This is a genomic window from Bradyrhizobium sp. 14AA (assembly GCF_054185205.1).
On sequence record NZ_JAVAYM010000001.1, the window covers coordinates 662338 to 678568 of the forward strand.

Annotated in this window: 17 protein-coding genes; 9 read left to right on the forward strand and 8 right to left on the reverse strand. The window is 65.7% G+C overall.

Going from position 1 to position 16231, the window contains the following annotated elements; translation table 11 throughout:
- Window positions 1–54: 54 nt before the first annotated feature.
- Window positions 55–1311: a diguanylate cyclase domain-containing protein gene (locus RAD15_RS03020; protein ID WP_458174201.1), complete on the reverse strand. Its 1257-nt coding sequence runs from the start codon at window positions 1309–1311 to the stop codon at window positions 55–57.
- A 289-nt stretch (window positions 1312–1600) separates the two neighbouring features.
- On the opposite strand from RAD15_RS03020, the gene fabD reads away from it, so the two are divergent.
- The 7 genes from fabD (at window position 1601) to gmk (ending at window position 8320) form a co-directional block, all read left to right on the forward strand.
- Entirely contained in the window at window positions 1601–2572 is a 972-nt protein-coding gene (gene fabD, locus RAD15_RS03025) for an ACP S-malonyltransferase (protein WP_458174203.1), read from the forward strand.
- 10 nt (window positions 2573–2582) lie between these two features.
- The gene (gene fabG / locus RAD15_RS03030) at window positions 2583–3320 is read left to right on the forward strand and encodes a 3-oxoacyl-[acyl-carrier-protein] reductase (protein ID WP_458174205.1); all 738 of its coding nucleotides are present in this window, start codon (window positions 2583–2585) and stop codon (window positions 3318–3320) included.
- A gap of 315 nt (window positions 3321–3635) precedes the next feature.
- A complete protein-coding gene (locus RAD15_RS03035; protein WP_006020277.1) occupies window positions 3636–3875 on the forward strand; it encodes an acyl carrier protein in 240 nt (79 codons plus the stop codon).
- Between the two features lie 110 nt (window positions 3876–3985).
- Window positions 3986–5251: a beta-ketoacyl-ACP synthase II gene (gene fabF, locus RAD15_RS03040; protein ID WP_458174208.1), complete on the forward strand. Its 1266-nt coding sequence runs from the start codon at window positions 3986–3988 to the stop codon at window positions 5249–5251.
- Window positions 5252–5376: 125 nt separating this feature from the next.
- Entirely contained in the window at window positions 5377–6660 is a 1284-nt protein-coding gene (gene mltG / locus RAD15_RS03045; protein ID WP_458174210.1) for an endolytic transglycosylase MltG, read from the forward strand.
- A 115-nt stretch (window positions 6661–6775) separates the two neighbouring features.
- Entirely contained in the window at window positions 6776–7663 is an 888-nt protein-coding gene (locus tag RAD15_RS03050; RefSeq protein ID WP_458174212.1) for a YicC/YloC family endoribonuclease, read from the forward strand.
- Window positions 7664–7666: 3 nt separating this feature from the next.
- On the forward strand, window positions 7667–8320 hold the full coding sequence (gene gmk, locus RAD15_RS03055) for a guanylate kinase (protein WP_458174214.1): 654 nt from the start codon (window positions 7667–7669) through the stop codon (window positions 8318–8320).
- On the opposite strand, the gene RAD15_RS03060 is transcribed toward gmk, so the two are convergent.
- The 3 genes from RAD15_RS03060 to RAD15_RS03070 all read right to left on the reverse strand — a co-directional run bounded on the left by RAD15_RS03060 (window position 8259) and on the right by RAD15_RS03070 (window position 11479).
- Entirely contained in the window at window positions 8259–9437 is a 1179-nt protein-coding gene (locus RAD15_RS03060) for a hypothetical protein (protein ID WP_458174216.1), read from the reverse strand. The two genes, gmk and RAD15_RS03060, sit on opposite strands and share 62 nt — an antisense overlap.
- Before the next feature lie 151 nt (window positions 9438–9588).
- Window positions 9589–10104, reverse strand: coding sequence for a hypothetical protein (locus RAD15_RS03065; RefSeq protein WP_458174218.1), 516 nt, complete (start codon window positions 10102–10104; stop codon window positions 9589–9591).
- Between the two features lie 28 nt (window positions 10105–10132).
- Window positions 10133–11479 carry a caspase family protein gene (locus tag RAD15_RS03070; RefSeq protein ID WP_458174220.1) on the reverse strand — a complete coding sequence of 449 codons (1347 nt, stop codon included), beginning with the start codon at window positions 11477–11479 and terminating at the stop codon, window positions 10133–10135.
- A gap of 435 nt (window positions 11480–11914) precedes the next feature.
- Here RAD15_RS03070 and RAD15_RS03075 point away from each other — a divergent pair, with 435 nt between their 5' ends.
- Entirely contained in the window at window positions 11915–12616 is a 702-nt protein-coding gene (locus tag RAD15_RS03075) for a hypothetical protein (RefSeq protein WP_458174222.1), read from the forward strand.
- A gap of 303 nt (window positions 12617–12919) precedes the next feature.
- Here RAD15_RS03075 and RAD15_RS03080 read toward each other — a convergent pair whose 3' ends face one another.
- Window positions 12920–13621: a Crp/Fnr family transcriptional regulator gene (locus RAD15_RS03080; RefSeq protein WP_458174224.1), complete on the reverse strand. Its 702-nt coding sequence runs from the start codon at window positions 13619–13621 to the stop codon at window positions 12920–12922.
- Between the two features lie 18 nt (window positions 13622–13639).
- Window positions 13640–13879 (reverse strand): hypothetical protein, encoded by a 240-nt coding sequence (locus RAD15_RS03085; RefSeq protein ID WP_458174226.1) that lies wholly within the window; start codon window positions 13877–13879, stop codon window positions 13640–13642.
- Window positions 13880–14050: 171 nt separating this feature from the next.
- On the opposite strand from RAD15_RS03085, the gene RAD15_RS03090 reads away from it, so the two are divergent.
- Entirely contained in the window at window positions 14051–14785 is a 735-nt protein-coding gene (locus RAD15_RS03090) for a Crp/Fnr family transcriptional regulator (protein ID WP_458174228.1), read from the forward strand.
- A gap of 52 nt (window positions 14786–14837) precedes the next feature.
- On the opposite strand, the gene RAD15_RS03095 is transcribed toward RAD15_RS03090, so the two are convergent.
- Window positions 14838–15074 (reverse strand): hypothetical protein, encoded by a 237-nt coding sequence (locus RAD15_RS03095; RefSeq protein WP_458174230.1) that lies wholly within the window; start codon window positions 15072–15074, stop codon window positions 14838–14840.
- Window positions 15075–15151: 77 nt separating this feature from the next.
- The gene (locus RAD15_RS03100; RefSeq protein ID WP_458174232.1) at window positions 15152–16210 is read right to left on the reverse strand and encodes an alcohol dehydrogenase; all 1059 of its coding nucleotides are present in this window, start codon (window positions 16208–16210) and stop codon (window positions 15152–15154) included.
- Window positions 16211–16231: the final 21 nt, after the last annotated feature.

Here is a 16231-nt window from a genome sequence, read left to right on the forward strand (position 1 = left end):
TTGTAGACGCATGATCTTTCCGGAAAACCGCTTCGCACTTTTCCGGATCATGCTTCAGCGGACCAGCGCCGGCGCTTTGGCGAGAGGGACGAGGGGCACGACCTCGGCGACGAACTCGACGCTGCGGTGGATCACGAAATCGCCCTTGCCGCGGCGCTTGGCTTCGTACATCGCGCGGTCGGCCGCGCTCAGCAATTCGTCGGCGGTCGTCCCGTCACGCGGCGCCGATGCGATACCGATGCTGGCTCCGACGCAGGCTGCCGGCGCGAATTCGAACGGCTCGGCCACGCACGCGATGATCCGTCGCGCTACCGCGGCAGCTTCATCGTCGGTGATGTCGGGCAACAGGATGACGAATTCATCGCCGCCAATACGGCACACGACGTCGCCATCGCGCACGCTGGCGCAGAGACGCTTCGCCACTGCGACGAGGACGGCGTCGCCGGCGGCGTGTCCAAACCTGTCGTTGACGCCCTTGAAGCCGTCGAGATCGACGCAGAACACGGTGAGCTTCGATGCGGCCGACGCCGCATCCGGCCACGGGCCGTCGAGCATCTCGGCGAAAAGTTTCTGGTTGAGGGCGCGATTGGGCAGACCCGTGAGCAGGTCGTGATGCGCCATCAGGCGGTTGCTGCGCTCGGAATGGTGGAGATCGAGCAGGATCTTGTGGTTCTCCAGCAGCAGGAAGATCATCCCCGCCGTATAGACCGGCGTTTGCAGGCCGATGATGAACAGGAACGGCACCGGCGACAGGATCGTGGCTGCCGCGAAGGGCAGCGTCAGGATGCAGATCAGGAGGATGCCGTAGCGCGGCGTTCCGGCATTGCGCGATGCGATGCCGCCGACGAGATTGGCAAGGCCAATGCCGGCCATCAGGACCAGCGGCATGTCGCCAGAGGCGACGCATTGATAGCAACCGGCGGAAATCAGAATGACGGATGATAGCCCCGCCCAGATCGGCGAAACGTTCACCGGCGCTCGCCGGTCGCGCTTCGCCTTTGCGAGGGCTCTCATCATCAGCCGGATGCGCGTGCTGCCGAGGGCGATCTCCGCCAGCACCCAGGCATAGGCCCATGTGGCGCCGGTCAGCGCGGCGGCAAGCGATGCGATCAACAGTGATGCCAGCACGGCCACGACCAGCGTCCTAGTCTTGTTGGTCCGCTGCTGGAGCAATTCGTTGTGGATGTCGTCCGGCTGCGGGCGCGGGCCGGCGAGCAGCCAGTCGACGCAGGCCTGCAAAGGGAGCCACGGCCGCTGCGGTCGTCCGGCCGAAGCGGAAGCTGTCGACGTCTGTGGGACCCCATTTGCCATGGCGGCAACCTAGGGAAGCGGCATTTAAGGCCGCTTAAGTGGGGGAACCAGGTTCTCGACAGCGTAAACGCTTTGCCTGCGGGCGATGTCCCGCCAGGGCGACTGGTGCACGGCAGCAGCGGCTTTCGCGGCGCGATGCCTGTGCCCGGGCGCCCATCTCGGCTTGACAGCGGAGCCCCGGTCGTTGTCTACGGCCCCCTTTGGTGCATGATCGGGAACCAAGGCTCGGGCCGGACGTAATCGGCTGCCGGTTCTCGAAACAACTGCTCGAGCGATCCAGGGAGCGCCGATGACGGCAGCATTCACATTTCCGGGGCAGGGGTCCCAGGCGGTTGGCATGGGCAAGGCCCTGGCCGATGCCTTTCCGGTGGCGCGTGCCGTATTCGACGAGGTCGATGCGGCGCTCGGGGAGAAGCTGACGGCCATCATCTGGGATGGTCCGGCCGAGACCCTCCAGCTCACCCAGAACGCCCAGCCGGCGCTGATGGCGGTGTCCATCGCCACCCTGCGCGTGCTGGAAGCCGAGGCTGGTTTTTCCGTCGGGCGGGATGCGGCCTTCGTCGCCGGCCACTCCCTCGGTGAATATTCGGCGCTGGCTGCGGCCGGCAGCCTGACGATTTCCGATACCGCGCGCCTGCTTCGCACCCGCGGTCTCGCAATGCAAAAAGCCGTGCCGGTCGGTGCCGGCGCAATGGCGGCGCTGCTGGGCCTCGACTACGAAGCGGCCATGGAGGTCGCGGGCGAGGCGGCGCAGGGGCAGGTCTGCCAGGCCGCCAATGACAATGGCGGCGGGCAGGTGGTGGTCTCCGGCGACAAGGCCGCGGTCGATCGCGCCGTCGAGATCGCCAAGACCAAGGGCGCCAAGCGCGCGATGCTGCTGCCGGTGTCTGCGCCGTTCCACTGCAAGCTGATGCAGCCGGCGGCCGACGCCATGGCCGAGGCGCTGGCCAAGGTCACGATCAAGGCGCCCGCAGCCCCCCTGGTCTCCAATGTGCTCGCAAGCGCCATCACCGATCCCGACGAGATTCGCCGCCGCCTGGTCGAGCAGGTCACCGGCACCGTGCGCTGGCGCGAGTCGGTTGCCTATATGGCAGGACAGGGCGTCACCCGTTTCTTCGAGATCGGCGCCGGCAAGGTGCTGACGGGCCTCGTCAAGCGCATCGCCGACGGCGCCGTCGGCGTTGCGGTCGGCGGGCCGAACGATATTGCCGCGGCCAAGGACGCCTTGAAGGACGCCCTGGCTGCCGCGAAGCAGGGTTGAGGAGTTATCGATGTTCGATCTGACTGGCAAAAAGGCGCTCGTCACCGGAGCGACCGGCGGCATCGGCGGCGCGATCGCGCAGGCGCTGCATGCGCAGGGCGCCACGGTTGCGATCTCGGGGACGCGCAAGGAGGTGCTGGACGAGCTTGCCGGCAAGCTCGGCGAGCGCACCCATGTGCTGCCGTGCAATCTCTCCAAGGCCGACGAGGTCGAGGCGCTGGTGCCCGCGGCGGAAGCCGCGATGGGCCAGGTCGACATCCTCATCGCCAATGCCGGCATCACCCGCGACAATCTTTTCGTCCAGCTCCGCGACGAGGACTGGGATGAGGTCATCAACGTCAATCTGACCGCGACCTTCCGCCTCGCGCGCGCCGCCACCAAATTGATGATGCGCAAGCGCTTCGGCCGCATCATCGCCATCACTTCGGTGGTCGGCGTCACCGGCAATCCGGGGCAGGGCAACTATACTGCGTCGAAGGCGGGCCTGATCGGCATGATCAAGACGCTGGGCGCCGAATACGCCAAGCGCGGCGTGACCGCGAACTGCATCGCGCCCGGCTTCATCAAGACGCCGATGACCGATGCGCTCAACGACAAGCAGCGCGAAACGATTCTGACCAAGGTTCCGGCCGCCCGTCTGGGCACGCCCGAGGACATCGCGGCGGCCGCAGTTTACCTGAGTTCGAACGAGGCGGCCTACGTCACCGGGCAGACCATCCACGTCAACGGCGGCATGGCCATGATCTGACCCCTCATTCCGCACCGCCCCTCGGGGCGGTGCCGGATGCGGCAAACGGCCGTTTCCGGAGCGAAATGAGGCTTGTAGTCAAGGCAATTGAAGTATGATAACCGGACCATCAACGGATGGGCAAAGAACGCCATTGCAGGTTTTTGAAACCCTGTATATTGGCGATGCGGAGCCTTTGGCCGTCGTTCGCCGGGCCCTGTATCGGTTAGGATGGGGCCAAATCTAAAGTTCGTAAGCAAAGGCAAGTAACACGACCACGACGGCTCGTATCGTCCCGGGGGGTCGGGTCTACAGGGAACAACACGAGGTTATGCAATGAGTGAGATTGGCGAGCGGGTTAAGAAGATCGTGGTCGAACACCTTGGTGTTGAGCCCGAGAAGGTTGTCGACGCTGCGAGCTTCATCGACGACCTCGGCGCCGACAGTCTGGACACCGTCGAGCTGGTGATGGCGTTCGAAGAAGAATTTGGTTGCGAGATTCCGGACGACGCCGCGGAAACGATTCTCACCGTCGGCGACGCCACGAAGTTTCTCGAGAAGAACGCGAAGAGCTAAGGCTCTTCTATTTTCGCGGGGACAACAATTGAAACCGGACGGGCCGCTTGCCAGCGGTCAGCCGGTTTCTTGTTATTGGCCGTGAATCTATCGATGCGGAGTTTTCGGACATGAGGCGGGTTGTCGTCACGGGGCTTGGCATGGTCTCGCCACTCGGCTGCGGCGTCGAGCCGACCTGGAAACGCATCCTCAACGGCGAGAGCGGTGCGCGCAGGATCGAGAGCTTCGATGTCTCCGATCTGCAGACCAAATACGCCTGCACGGTCGTGCGCGGCGACGGGTCGAATGACACCTTCAATCCCGACAAGTGGATGGAGCCGAAGGACCAGCGCAAGGTCGACGACTTCATCATCTTCGGCATGGCGGCCGCGGGCCAGGCGCTCGACGACGCCAACTGGCATCCTGAGACTGAAGAAGACAAGTGCGCGACCGGAACCATGATCGGGTCCGGCATCGGCGGCCTCACCGGCATTGCCGACACCGCGATCCTGCTCAAGGAGCGTGGTCCGCGCCGGGTGTCGCCGTTCTTCATTCCGGGCCGCCTGATCAATCTCGCCTCCGGCTACGTCTCGATCGCCCACGGGTTGAAGGGGCCGAACCATTCCGTGGTCACGGCCTGCTCGACCGGCGCACATGCGGTCGGCGATGCCGCCCGCCTGATCGCGCTCGGCGATGCCGACGTCATGGTCGCCGGCGGCGCCGAGTCGCCGATCAGCCGCATCGGCATTGCCGGCTTCAACGCCGCGCGCGCGCTGTCGACCGGCTTCAACGACACGCCCGAGAAGGCCTCGCGTCCCTACGACAAGGATCGTGATGGCTTCGTGATGGGCGAGGGCGCCGGAGTCCTGGTGCTCGAAGAGCTCGAGCATGCCCGGCGCCGCGGCGCCAGGATCTATGCCGAGGTGATCGGCTACGGTCTGTCGGGCGACGCCTATCACATTACGTCGCCGTCGCCCGACGGCGATGGCGGCTTCCGCAGCATGTCGGCCGCGCTCAAGCGTGCCGGCCTCACGGCGGTCGATCTCGACTACATCAACGCGCACGGCACCTCGACGCCGCTCGGCGACGAGATCGAGCTCGGCGCGGTCGAGCGTCTGCTCGGCAATGCCGCCTCCAGGGTCGCGATGTCCTCGACCAAATCGTCGACCGGTCATCTGCTCGGCGCGGCCGGTGCGATCGAGGCGATCTTCGCCATTCTGGCGATTCGCGATAACGTCGTGCCGCCGACCATCAACCTCGACAATCCGTCGGTCGAGACTGCGATCGATCTCGTGCCGCACACGGCGCAGAAGCGTGAGGTCAACGTCGCGTTGTCGAATTCGTTTGGTTTTGGCGGAACCAATGCGTCGGTGATCGTCCGGCGTCTGGTCCATTAGTTTGTTGTTGCGACGAATCCACCGTTTTGCCGTATTCGGCGATAGTCATGGAAGTGGGCGCGTGCATTTGGCTAGGCAAGCGATTGTCAGGCCGCGATTGAACCGGCAGGATTCAGGTTGCTTCGATGAGTGAAAGGCCGCCCATTTCGCCCCGGAGTCCGCGGGCAGCGCTCGAGCCCGAGCAAGTTCCGCCGCCGCCGAAGCGATCGGACCGCGCGCGCAATCCCTTCGTGATCGTCGGCAACGCCATCATCACCCTGCTGCTGATCTCGATGATCGGTGCGGGCGGCGTGTATTACTACGGCCGGCAGGTGCTGGAGGCGGCGGGTCCGCTGAGGGAAGACAAGATCGTCAACATCCCGCAGCGTGCGGGCAAGCGCGACATCGCCGAGACGCTGAACCGGGAAGGCGTGACCGACGTCAATCCGTGGGTGTTCATTGCCAGCGTCGCCGCGCTGAAGGCGAGCTCGGACCTCAAGCCCGGTGAATATTCGTTCCAGAAGAACGCATCCTTGCGCGACGTCATCGCCACCATCGTCGAGGGCAAGGTGGTGCAGCATGCCGTCACGATTCCGGAAGGCCTGACCTCCGAGCAGATCGTGGCGCGGCTGTCCGACAACGACATCTTCACCGGCAGTGTGCGCGAGCTTCCGCGCGAAGGCACGCTGCTGCCCGAGACCTACAAGTTCCCGCGCGGCACCACGCGCGAGCAGGTGATCCAGCGCATGCAGCAGGCGCACAAGCGCGTGCTGACCGAGATCTGGGAACGCCGCAACCAGGACATTCCGGTCAAGACGCCGGAGCAGCTGGTGACGCTGGCCTCGATCGTCGAGAAGGAAACCGGCAAGCCGGACGAGCGCAGCCGCGTTGCCGCCGTGTTCGTCAATCGCCTGAAGCAGCGGATCAAGCTCCAGTCCGATCCCACGATCATCTATGGCCTGGTCGGCGGCAAGGGCACGCTCGGCCGTCCGATCAAGCGCAGCGAGATCACGCAGCCCTCGCCCTACAACACCTATGTGATCGAGGGCCTGCCGCCGGGCCCGATCTCCAACCCCGGCCGCGCCTCGCTGGAAGCCGCCGCCAATCCGGCCCGCACCCGCGACCTCTATTTCGTCGCGGACGGCACCGGCGGACACGCGTTCACCGAGACCTACGACGCGCACCAGAAGAACGTCGCCAAGCTGCGCGCCATGGAGAAGCAGATCCAGAACGACACGGTCGAGCCGGCCGAGGACGCGCCGCCGCCGGCCGCCGCCGCGCCCAGCGCTGCCGATACGCCGACGGCGACCACGCCGGCACGGCCCAATCAACAGAAAAAGCCTCCGGCGGCTCGTCCAGCGGCCCCCGCTGCTGCCCCGCCGGCGCGGCAGGGCGCGGTGCAGCCGTCACCGCCGGTGATCCAGCGCTAGCTCGCTGCAGACCTGCCCACGGCACATTGCGGATTCCACTTTCCTGCAAAATAGTCTTAAGATTCGCGTGGCTTGATAGCCTCGCGAATCCCGTGTTTCCGGAGAATTTTATCTGATGGCGCTGTCGTCCATGACCGGCTTTGCCCGAAGCCACGGCGCGAGCGGGCCGTACACGTTCGAATGGGAATTGAAGTCGGTCAACGCCAAGGGCTTTGACCTCAGGGTGCGGCTGCCGCAGGGGTTCGACGAGCTCGAGGCCCATGCCAAGAAACGCGCCGCGGAGCTTCTGTCGCGCGGCACCGTCTACGCCAATCTCACCGTCAAGCGCGCCAATGCCGCGGCCACGGTTCGCGTCAATGAGGACGTGCTCAACGCCGTTCTCAAGGCCGCCGCCGTGATCGCCGGCAAGGTCGATGCAGTGGCGCCGAGCATCGACGGCCTGCTCGCCATCAAGGGCGTCGTCGAGGTGGCCGAGCCCGAGGGCGACGAGGAGGAGGACAAGGCGGCCCGCGCTGCTGCGGCCGAAGCCTTCGACAAGGCGCTGGCCGAACTCGTCGAGATGCGCAAGCGCGAGGGCACCTCGCTCGGGCAGATCCTGACCCAGCGGGTCGACGAGGTCGAGCAACTCGCGAAGAGAGCCGAGGCCGCGCCGGGCCGCAAGCCGGAGGCGATCAAGGCAAGGCTCGCCGAGCAGATCGCCGCACTGCTCGACACCTCCGACCGTTTCGATTCCGACCGCCTGATGCAGGAGGCGATCCTGATCGCGACCAGGGCCGACATCCGCGAGGAGCTCGACCGCATCGCCTCCCACATCGCGCAGGCGCGCGAGCTGATCGGCAAGGGCGGCCCGATCGGGCGCAAGCTCGACTTCCTGGCGCAGGAGTTTCACCGCGAGGTCAACACCTGCTGCTCGAAGTCGAACGACATCGAGCTGACCAATACGGGGCTCGCCATGAAAAACGTGGTCGAGCAGTTCCGCGAGCAGGTCCAGAATCTGGAGTGATCGATGACGACGGGCGGCCACGGAACTGACGGTGTCGAGCGGCGCGGGCTGATGTTCGTGCTGTCCTCGCCCTCGGGTGCGGGCAAGACGACGCTGTCGCGTCTCTTGATCGACCGGATGCCGGGCCTCCGAATGTCGGTGTCGGCGACGACGCGGTCGATGCGGCCCGGCGAGGTGGACGGGCGCGACTATCTGTTCGTCGACAAGCCCCGCTTCGAAGCGATGGTGAAGGGCGACGAGCTCTTGGAATGGGCGACCGTGTTCGACAACAGCTACGGCACGCCGCGCGCGCCGGTCGAAGCTGCGCTGTCGTCCGGGCAGGACGTGCTGTTCGACATCGACTGGCAGGGCACGCAGCAATTGCGCGAGAAGGCGCGTGCGGACGTCGTCAGCGTGTTCATTTTGCCGCCCTCGGCAGCCGACCTCGAAAAGCGGCTGCACTCGCGCGCGCAGGATTCCGACGAGGTGATCCGCAAGCGCATGAGCCGCGCCAGCCACGAGATGAGCCACTGGGCCGAGTACGACTACATCGTCATCAACCACAATGTTGATGAGGCCTTCGCCGAGGTGCAGTCGATCCTGAAGGCCGAACGCCTCAAGCGCGAGCGGCGGACTGGCCTCGTTGGCTTCGTGCGAGGTTTGCAAGGCCAACTTTAGGGCTAGGCGGTGTCAGCCGCGGCCCTTCGTTCAGCAGCCGTTCCAGCATCGTCGTGATGATGTCGACGTCGACGGCGTCCTCATCGTGGCGAGCCTGCTCTTCATCGGTCTTGTGATCAGGCTCGCTCGCCGCGAGCCGAGGCGCGGCGGCCTCGATCTCGAATTCCCTGTCGAAGACGGCGATCTCGGCTTCCTTGGCTTCGTCAGCCTGTGCAGCTTCGGCGATTGCAGTCGGTTTGCGCGGCTCGATCACATCGATCTTGCGTTCGATCGCGACGAGCCGTGCGGGCTGCGGACGTGCGGCATCGAAATCGATGGGTTGCGGCGGCTGCGCGCGCGGCATGACGGCCGGCGTCGCATCATTGCGCCAGGGCGCGCGGCTGCCGTCCTGATGGTGCGGCTCCCGATCGTCCCAGTGCACGCGGCGATCGGCCGCCTGGACGCGGACGCGGGGGCGCGCGAAGCGATAGATGAGGCTGGCGAGAATGCCGGCGAGCGCCAGCGCGCCGCCAACCACGAGCAGCAGCAGCTGGGGCGAGCCGACCGGCTTGTCGGCGGTGCTGTCCGCCGCAGCCAGAGCCATCGGAGCAGGGGCCTTTGCCGGCTTCGCACTTGGCGGCGCGGCGGCCGTGACGACGGGAGCGGGCGACGGCTGCGGTTCGGGCGAGGCGGAGGCGTCGGGCCAGCGCGCGGCGACGGCTGGCTGCTGCGCATTGTCAGTGGCGCCCGGCGGCTGCTGCGCGACCGGCGCACTCGCAGCGAGGCCGGTCTGCGGCGCGATGTATTCGGCACGTGCGTTCTGCACCGACTGCGGCGCCGCCGAATCCGCGCTTGGCGTGTCGGTCGCGGCCTGCGCGCTTGGGGTGACCTTGGCGCCTTCGGCGCGCAGATACCAGCATTGCCGCTTGGTCCCGCGCTCGACGCGATAGCGCCAGTGCTGGCCCTGCGGCGCGGCCCCCTTCGGCGAAGCGAGGCAGTCGGCGGCGGCATTGGCCGTGCTCGATGCCTCCGGCGCGTTCTGCGCGTTCGGCGCGTTCTGCGACACGGCGGCCAGCGGTGCGCCGGCAATGATGCTGCCCACAAGCGCGGATATGAACTTTGCGGTGCGGTTGCCCATCCTGGTCTCCCGATTACGCGTCACGCAACTCTTTACCGTCCCTTTGTCATCAAAGACTTGGGTGGCAATGAGCCGCAAATCCGGAGAGGATGTGGCTTGAATTGGGCCTGCGGCGTGGACGTTCCGCCGCGATATCGGGCTTTTTAGAGGGCTATTGCTTCGACGAGTTCCAGGTTCCGCCGCAGCCATCGGAGCGGCGCCAGGTTCCGGAACCGCTGCGGGCCGCGAGACGGCCGGAGCTTGTGAAGGTCACCCCTTCGCCGCGACCGAAGGTGCTGACCGCGCCGCTCGGGCTGACGGTCCCACTGACGCCTTGGCCGATGACCTTGCCCGAGGAGACGACGACCGCGCCCGACGTGGTGCCGCCGCAGCCGATGCTGGTGACCAGCCAAGCGCCGTCAAAGCCGCCGCCGCCACCACCTCCGCCACCACCGCTTCGCCGCGATGATGAACGCTGTTCCTCAGCCGCCGGCTTGCTCCGCCGCGCGGAGGGCGCCGGCTCGGCCGAACGGCCCGAAGAAGAATCCTGGCGCGAGCCGGACAGCGACTTCTCGTCATTGCCGATCGAGCCGCCGGCGCTGCCGGACTGTGCGAAGGCGGATGACGAGGCGAGGGCGGCGGTGAGGAGGGATGCGCAGGCGAATGTGCGGATGACGGCATTGGGCATGAGCAAAAATCCCAAATGAAAAAATGTATCAGCGGCCGGAGCCGTCGGCGCAGACGGCTCCGATAATGCGGCAAGCTTTGCCAGCCTTGCCGCATTCGTCAAGCGCGGCGTCCCGGGCGCGCTGCACGCCCTCGCGCTGGACCAGCGACCAGGATTTGTCGGAGATGGCGAAGGCGCCGCAGCTCTTGCCGTAGAAGGACAGCTCGATCGGACATTTGGCGCCGCCGCAATTGCCGCGCGCGTCCGCCACCGCCGCGCGCCGCGAGGCGTGGTTCCACGACATGCCCCATTTGCTGCCGTCGGGTCCGTAGACGATCGAGCCCCAGGGCTTGAGATCATCCATCTTGCGCATCCGCAGCAGCAGGCCCTCCGTCGGCTCCCCGGTCGGCGCCATGGCAATCCGCTGCTGCAGCTTCGTGATCGCGCGGGTGAGGCCGTCGGGCGTGTCGGGGTCGAAATTGAGCTCGTAGAGCCGCTCGCTGAGTTCGCTGAGCAGCGCAGCATCGCGCAACGGCACGCGGTCCGGATCGGCGCGCAGGCGCTCGGCCGGCAGCGGATCAGGCTGCATCGCGGCGACCGGGGGCGGGGCGGTTTGCGTCGGCGGCACGAAATAGAAAGTGCCGTCGATCGGCGAGGACGACACCCAGGGCTGCTGCGCGCCCGATGTGGCGCGCTTCACGGCGAGGCCGACCTGGTTGAAGGTCTGGAACACGTCGAGGCCGGCGGTCCGCACCGTCGCTGCCAGCGCCTTGGTGTAGGGGCTGTGGCCGTCGGTGCCGTCCTGCGCGACATTGCCGGGCTGCGTCGCGTAGGAGATCAGCGTGCCCTCGGGCGCGCGCATCTGCGCGAGGCCGCCGTCCGAGGCGCGCAGGCCGCGTGAGCCAAAGGGGTTGTTGCGGCAGGCGTCTAAGATCACGAGGTTGAGCCGCGTGCCCGAGCCCTGCATCTGCCGCAGCACGAGATTGACGTCGGTCATCTGGAAATCGACGTCGGCCTCGCGCGTCGGATTGGCGCCGACAGGCACGAGATAGTTGGAGCCAGCCACCTGCACGCCGTGGCCGGCATAATAGAACAGCGCGACGTCGGCGCCCTGGACTTGCCGGCCAAAACTCTGCACGGCGATGTCCATCGCGCTCTTGTCGAGATCGAGCTGCGCGCGGCCACCGACGAGGGCGAAGCCGAGCGAGGCAAGTGTGTCCGCCATCAGGCTCGCGTCCCTGGAGGGATTGTCGAGCGGCGTGATGTTCTTGTAGGCGGAGTTGCCGACCACCAGCGCGACGCGCTTCTCGGCCGATGCCGGTGGCGTGGCAGCAGCGAGCAGGGCTACGACCACCGCCATCAGCCCCATGACGCGATTGAAAATCCTCGCGCGCATCAAAATTCCCCAAAGTAATGGCGCCAATCTACCAGCTAGGTGCGCGATCGGAAAGCGGTGCGTCAAGCCGGCAGCTTTGCCCCTTGAAAACAGCCTCGGGTGATTCAGATTATCAGAAGAGGATCACCGGGGAGACAACGATGGCAACGATCGGCACCGTAGGCCCCATTCCTGGTACTGTTCTTCGTCGCTGGTGCGTGGTTACACACCCCGATCAACGCTAGAGCTCCCCTAGTCGCCGTACAGGCTTTCGCCGATTTGCAGCTTAGCGGGATAAGCGAGCATTTAGTCGGCAGCGCCTGCCTAACGTGTCATTGTCTCGTTGAACAAAGAATCAGTACGGCGAGAAGGACGATGCGCGGGCAGTGGATCAGTAGTTATCAGGAAAACAATGACTGGACTGACTGAGGAAGGGCAGCCAAGGAGACAGCTCACATGACCGAGTATCCCGGCTTGAGCCCGCTTTACACCCCCGAAGGGCAGAAAGCGTTTCGTGAGGAACGCGAGCGCAGGATTGCCGAGCTGTCATCGTTGTTGGCTCAGCAACTGCCGCCAGAGAGGAGGGCCGAACTGGAAGCTGAGCTGGCGAGGGTAAAGGCCAGCGGCATCGGCTATGTCCCGCCACCGAAGCCGGCTTCCGAAATGATCGGCGCTTTCACGAAGGATCAGATGCTTGAGATCCTCGCGCGTCAGACAGAAGCGGGAAACGCCCTGGTGACTGCAGGCCTGATCGAGGACTCTCTGGAAAAGCTGCTGCTCGCCGCCGGCCGTCAGCTTAGTAATGTGGAGGCAACCAAGATATTCGGTCCGATGGGTGCGCTTGGGTCGTTCTCCGCAAAGATCGAACTCGCCTACATGTTCGAGCTGATCGACAAGTTGGCGCGGGACGACTTGCGCGTGATCAAGAGCATCCGAAACAACTTCGCGCACACCACGCGCTTCGTAAGCTTTGGAGCAGATCACATCGCAAAAGACTGCCGCAAGCTTTCCAACTGGAAGCAGGGCGTCGATAACCAGGCGTGCTACCGAGATGCAGCGTTCGACTGCATCAAAGCGATCAAGGCCAAGCTCGACGCGCTGATGTTTGAGAAAGCGCTCGGAGAGGAGCCGGACGTCGTCATGGATGAGGAACAGTGACACTCTGATCATCCCTCGGGCCGCGCAGCGTAGAATGGACCAACCGCGGTGAGTTGAGAGTCTTCCCGACTTCGTCCGGCCATCGATGGATGATTTCGTTGACCGCTGGACCTTCGAAGGATTCGCTCACGCCGCGGGCGGCAGCCGCGGCCTTGAGCCGCTATACTGCTGGACGCCTAACCGATTGGTCGGAAAATTGATCTCTTCGAAGTGGTCCACGAGGATGCTGACGTCGGGAGCTGCGGCTGCTGGAACCTGTCAATGCTTTTCGCCGATCGTCGTCCGAAAATTCGCTGACCACGCTCAGGTGAGATAGTCAGGCGAAAAATCTGCAAGCGTCCGCAGCTCTTCGGGTTGCAGCAGCGCGATCTCGCTACCCTCCCACGCGATCAAGCCGCGATGCCTCAGCTCCTGGATGGTGCGATTCACATGCACGATCGACAGTCCGCAGGCGTCGGCGACATGGCGTTGCGTCATCGGCATCTGGAAACAGCCGTCGGTGACGAGGCCGACGATCTCCAGCCGCGCGGCGAGCTCGCAGATGAGATGCGCCACCTTGGGCAGCGCCGTCTGTGCGCCGAGGCGCGCGATCCATTGCCGCGAGACCGCCGCATCGATCAGCGTCTCGCGCCAGAATGCGCGGGTCAGGTGGATGGAGTCGTCGAGAAGCTGCCTGAGCTGGCCATGCGCGACGTAGCCGACGGTGGTCGGGCCGAGGCCGACGAGGTCCGCATCCATCGGCGAGACCAGCAGCGTGTGCAGGCACGGCATGTCGCCGGGCACGTGGAATGCGAGGATCTGGCTGCGGTCGCCGACGATGCGGGCCTGGTAGAGAAAGCCGCTGACGACGAAGACACAGCGGGAGACGGCCTCGCCCTGGCGCAGCACGATCTCGCCGTCGGCGACCTGGCGTAGCGTGGACGGCAGGCCCGTGACCAGCCGGCGCTCGTTCTCGGAGAGGCCTTCGATCGCCTGGAGGCGCGCGATGAACTTCTGGTGTGGCATGAGTCTCGCGTACGCGCTTCAGCCGTCGCGCGGCGCCGGCGCTTCGCCGAGGCGCCGCGAGAGCCTGGCGATGCTCCCGTCGGAGACCGGTGCGGAGCGGAACTCGCGGATGGCGCGGGAGAGTTCCTGATCCGACATCGGCCGGACCGGCTCCCTCAGCGTTCCCTTCAGGAAGGCGTCGCTGATGCCGTCCAGGTGCTCGCTCGGTCCCGCTGCGAACAGGCCGCGGATGCGCTCCAGGATCGTCGTGTGGCTCATGGGCAGGCTCTTGGGCAGGGCTGGCTCGGTCCGCAATCGGCATGATGGTGTGAATGCGATCCGGTGCGTCGCGAACCGGATAGCAACCTGTGCTTCCGATTGGAGTTCTAGTCGGCGAGACCGGGGCCAGATGTATCATTTGATAGAACCGGTGCGATTTTTGGCGGCCGTATGGAAAATGTCCACGACGTGCTGATCCGGAACCTGTGCGAGCACACCGAGCTCGCAGGAGAGGATGTCGACCAGATTCGCGAGCTCACATTCACGCAGCGCGATTACGAGCCGAACGAGGATTTCATCCGTCAGGGTGACAAACCCGAGCACTCGGTGCTGGTCGTCTCCGGCATGGTTGCGCGTTACCATCTGCTCGGCAGCGGGCGGCGGCAGTATCTCGCCTTTCATCTGTCCGGCGACCTGCCGGATGCGCAGGGCTTGTTCATCGACCAGATGGATCATGGGCTCTGCGCGCTCGGACGCGCCTCAGTCGCCTTCATCCCGCATCGCGAATTGTTCGCCGCGTTCCGGCGGCGGCCCATTTTCGCGTTCTCCGTCTGGCGCGAGACCCTGCGCGATGCAGCGATCTTTCGCGAGGCCGTTACCAACAACAGTGCCCGGCCGATGCAGGCGCGCATGGCGCATCTGTTCTGCGAGCTGTTCTATCGTGCCCGCGCGGCGCAACTCGTTCGCGGCAACCGCTGCCATGTGCCGATCAGCCTGGCGCAGCTCGGCGAGACGCTGGGCATGGCGATCGCGACCGTGAACCGGACCCTCGCCGACCTCAGGCGGAGCGGAGCCATGGATCTGCGCGAGGGCCAGCTGATCGTCCTGAAATGGCGGGAACTGCAGCGGCTCGGCGATTTCAGTCCGGCCTACCTGCATCTGAAGCGCCAGCCGCCGTCGCCGTGAGCGCGCAGCCCGATGGCACCGCCGTCCGGCGGGCCCGATGGCGTCGATGTGATCACCCGAAGCGTGCTTCGCAATCGTGCGTGGACCGGCTTCTCGCCGCGTGCGCGCGCCAGACGTCGATCGCCCTGTTGGCGAGCATCAGCTGCCGGCGTTCGCCGGTCTTGAGCTGCGCTTCGATGGCGTCGAGAATGACGTTCGCGGTTTCGTCCGGAGGGCCGAGCTCTCCGCTCTGCTCCAGGAAGCTCCAGGCGATGAAGAACGCGCTTTCGACGGTGCAGCGAATGGTCATGTGCTGCCAACGCGGCGCGGCCGAAGCCGTTCCGCGCGCGGCGGCGAAACTTGCGTCCGTCCGCCGCGCAGGCGGCGTCAGTTCTTCAGCACGATGCGGCCGACGACCTTGCCGGCGCGCAAGCTGTCGATCCATTTCTGGACGTCGCCCATCGGCTCCTCGCGCATCGACGTCGGCTTGATCTTGCCGGCGCGGGCCAACGCCATCAGCTCGTGGGCCTCAGCCAGTGTGCCGACCATGAAGCCTTCGATGGTCATGCGCTTGTAGACCCACTGCACCATCGGCAGCGTGAACTGGCCGCCCATCAGGCCGGAGACCACGATCTTGCCGCCGCGCGCGGCGACGGCGACCGCGAAGGCCATCGACTTCTCGTTGCCGGCGAAATCGACGATCTCGTCGAAGCCGCCTTCGGTCTCTTTCAGGATGCGCTTGATGATTTCGGGCTCGGACGGATCGTAGGCATCGGCGGCGCCGTTGTTCAGCGCGGTCTCGCGCGCGGCCGGCGACAGATCGGCAACCGTGATCGGCTGCTTGAACATCGCCTGCGCGAACGACAGGCCCATCATGCCGACGCCGCCGAGGCCGATCAGCAGCAGGTTGCGCTGGCGCGGACGGTCGACCAGGCGCTTGAGCGCGCCGTAGGCGGTGACGCCCGAACACATCAGCGTCGCGGCCTGGTTGACGGGCAGGGGATCGTAATCGAGCAGATATTTCGCGTCGGGCACCAGCACATGGGTGGCGAAACCACCGTCGATGGAGACCCCGAGGAAGCGCTGCTTGGCGCAGAGGTTCTCGTCGCCGTTGGCGCAGTCGCGGCACTGGCCGCAGCCGATCCACGGAAACACCGCCTTCTTCCCGCCAATGAGGCCGGCCGGCACGTCGGGGCCGACTTCGTCGACGACGCCGGCGATCTCGTGGCCGAGCGTGAAGGGCAGCGTCATGCCGCGCGTGGTGTCGAGCTTCTTGCCGCCGCCGAGATCGGCATAGCCGTCCTGGATGTGCAGGTCGGAATGGCAGAGGCCGCAGCGCTCGATGCGCACCAGCACCTCGCGTCCTTGCGGCTTGGGCGTGTCGACGATGGTCTCGCACAGCGGCGCATCGAACTTGACCAGGGACTGCCGACGCATCAACGCCATATTCCTTCCTCCGAAATTCTT

Coding starts and splice junctions, on each gene's coding strand:
- gmk (WP_458174214.1), top strand. CDS start 7,667: ATGACGACGGGCGGCCACGGAACTGACGGTGTCGAGCGGCGCGGGCTG.
- fabD (WP_458174203.1), top strand. CDS start 1,601: ATGACGGCAGCATTCACATTTCCGGGGCAGGGGTCCCAGGCGGTTGGC.
- mltG (WP_458174210.1), top strand. CDS start 5,377: ATGAGTGAAAGGCCGCCCATTTCGCCCCGGAGTCCGCGGGCAGCGCTC.
- fabG (WP_458174205.1), top strand. CDS start 2,583: ATGTTCGATCTGACTGGCAAAAAGGCGCTCGTCACCGGAGCGACCGGC.
- RAD15_RS03065 (WP_458174218.1), bottom strand. CDS start 10,104: ATGCCCAATGCCGTCATCCGCACATTCGCCTGCGCATCCCTCCTCACC.
- fabF (WP_458174208.1), top strand. CDS start 3,986: ATGAGGCGGGTTGTCGTCACGGGGCTTGGCATGGTCTCGCCACTCGGC.
- RAD15_RS03085 (WP_458174226.1), bottom strand. CDS start 13,879: ATGAGCCACACGACGATCCTGGAGCGCATCCGCGGCCTGTTCGCAGCG.
- RAD15_RS03075 (WP_458174222.1), top strand. CDS start 11,915: ATGACCGAGTATCCCGGCTTGAGCCCGCTTTACACCCCCGAAGGGCAG.
- RAD15_RS03020 (WP_458174201.1), bottom strand. CDS start 1,311: ATGGCAAATGGGGTCCCACAGACGTCGACAGCTTCCGCTTCGGCCGGA.
- RAD15_RS03035 (WP_006020277.1), top strand. CDS start 3,636: ATGAGTGAGATTGGCGAGCGGGTTAAGAAGATCGTGGTCGAACACCTT.
- RAD15_RS03080 (WP_458174224.1), bottom strand. CDS start 13,621: ATGCCACACCAGAAGTTCATCGCGCGCCTCCAGGCGATCGAAGGCCTC.
- RAD15_RS03070 (WP_458174220.1), bottom strand. CDS start 11,479: ATGCGCGCGAGGATTTTCAATCGCGTCATGGGGCTGATGGCGGTGGTC.
- RAD15_RS03090 (WP_458174228.1), top strand. CDS start 14,051: ATGGAAAATGTCCACGACGTGCTGATCCGGAACCTGTGCGAGCACACC.
- RAD15_RS03100 (WP_458174232.1), bottom strand. CDS start 16,210: ATGGCGTTGATGCGTCGGCAGTCCCTGGTCAAGTTCGATGCGCCGCTG.
- RAD15_RS03095 (WP_458174230.1), bottom strand. CDS start 15,074: ATGACCATTCGCTGCACCGTCGAAAGCGCGTTCTTCATCGCCTGGAGC.
- RAD15_RS03060 (WP_458174216.1), bottom strand. CDS start 9,437: ATGGGCAACCGCACCGCAAAGTTCATATCCGCGCTTGTGGGCAGCATC.
- RAD15_RS03050 (WP_458174212.1), top strand. CDS start 6,776: ATGGCGCTGTCGTCCATGACCGGCTTTGCCCGAAGCCACGGCGCGAGC.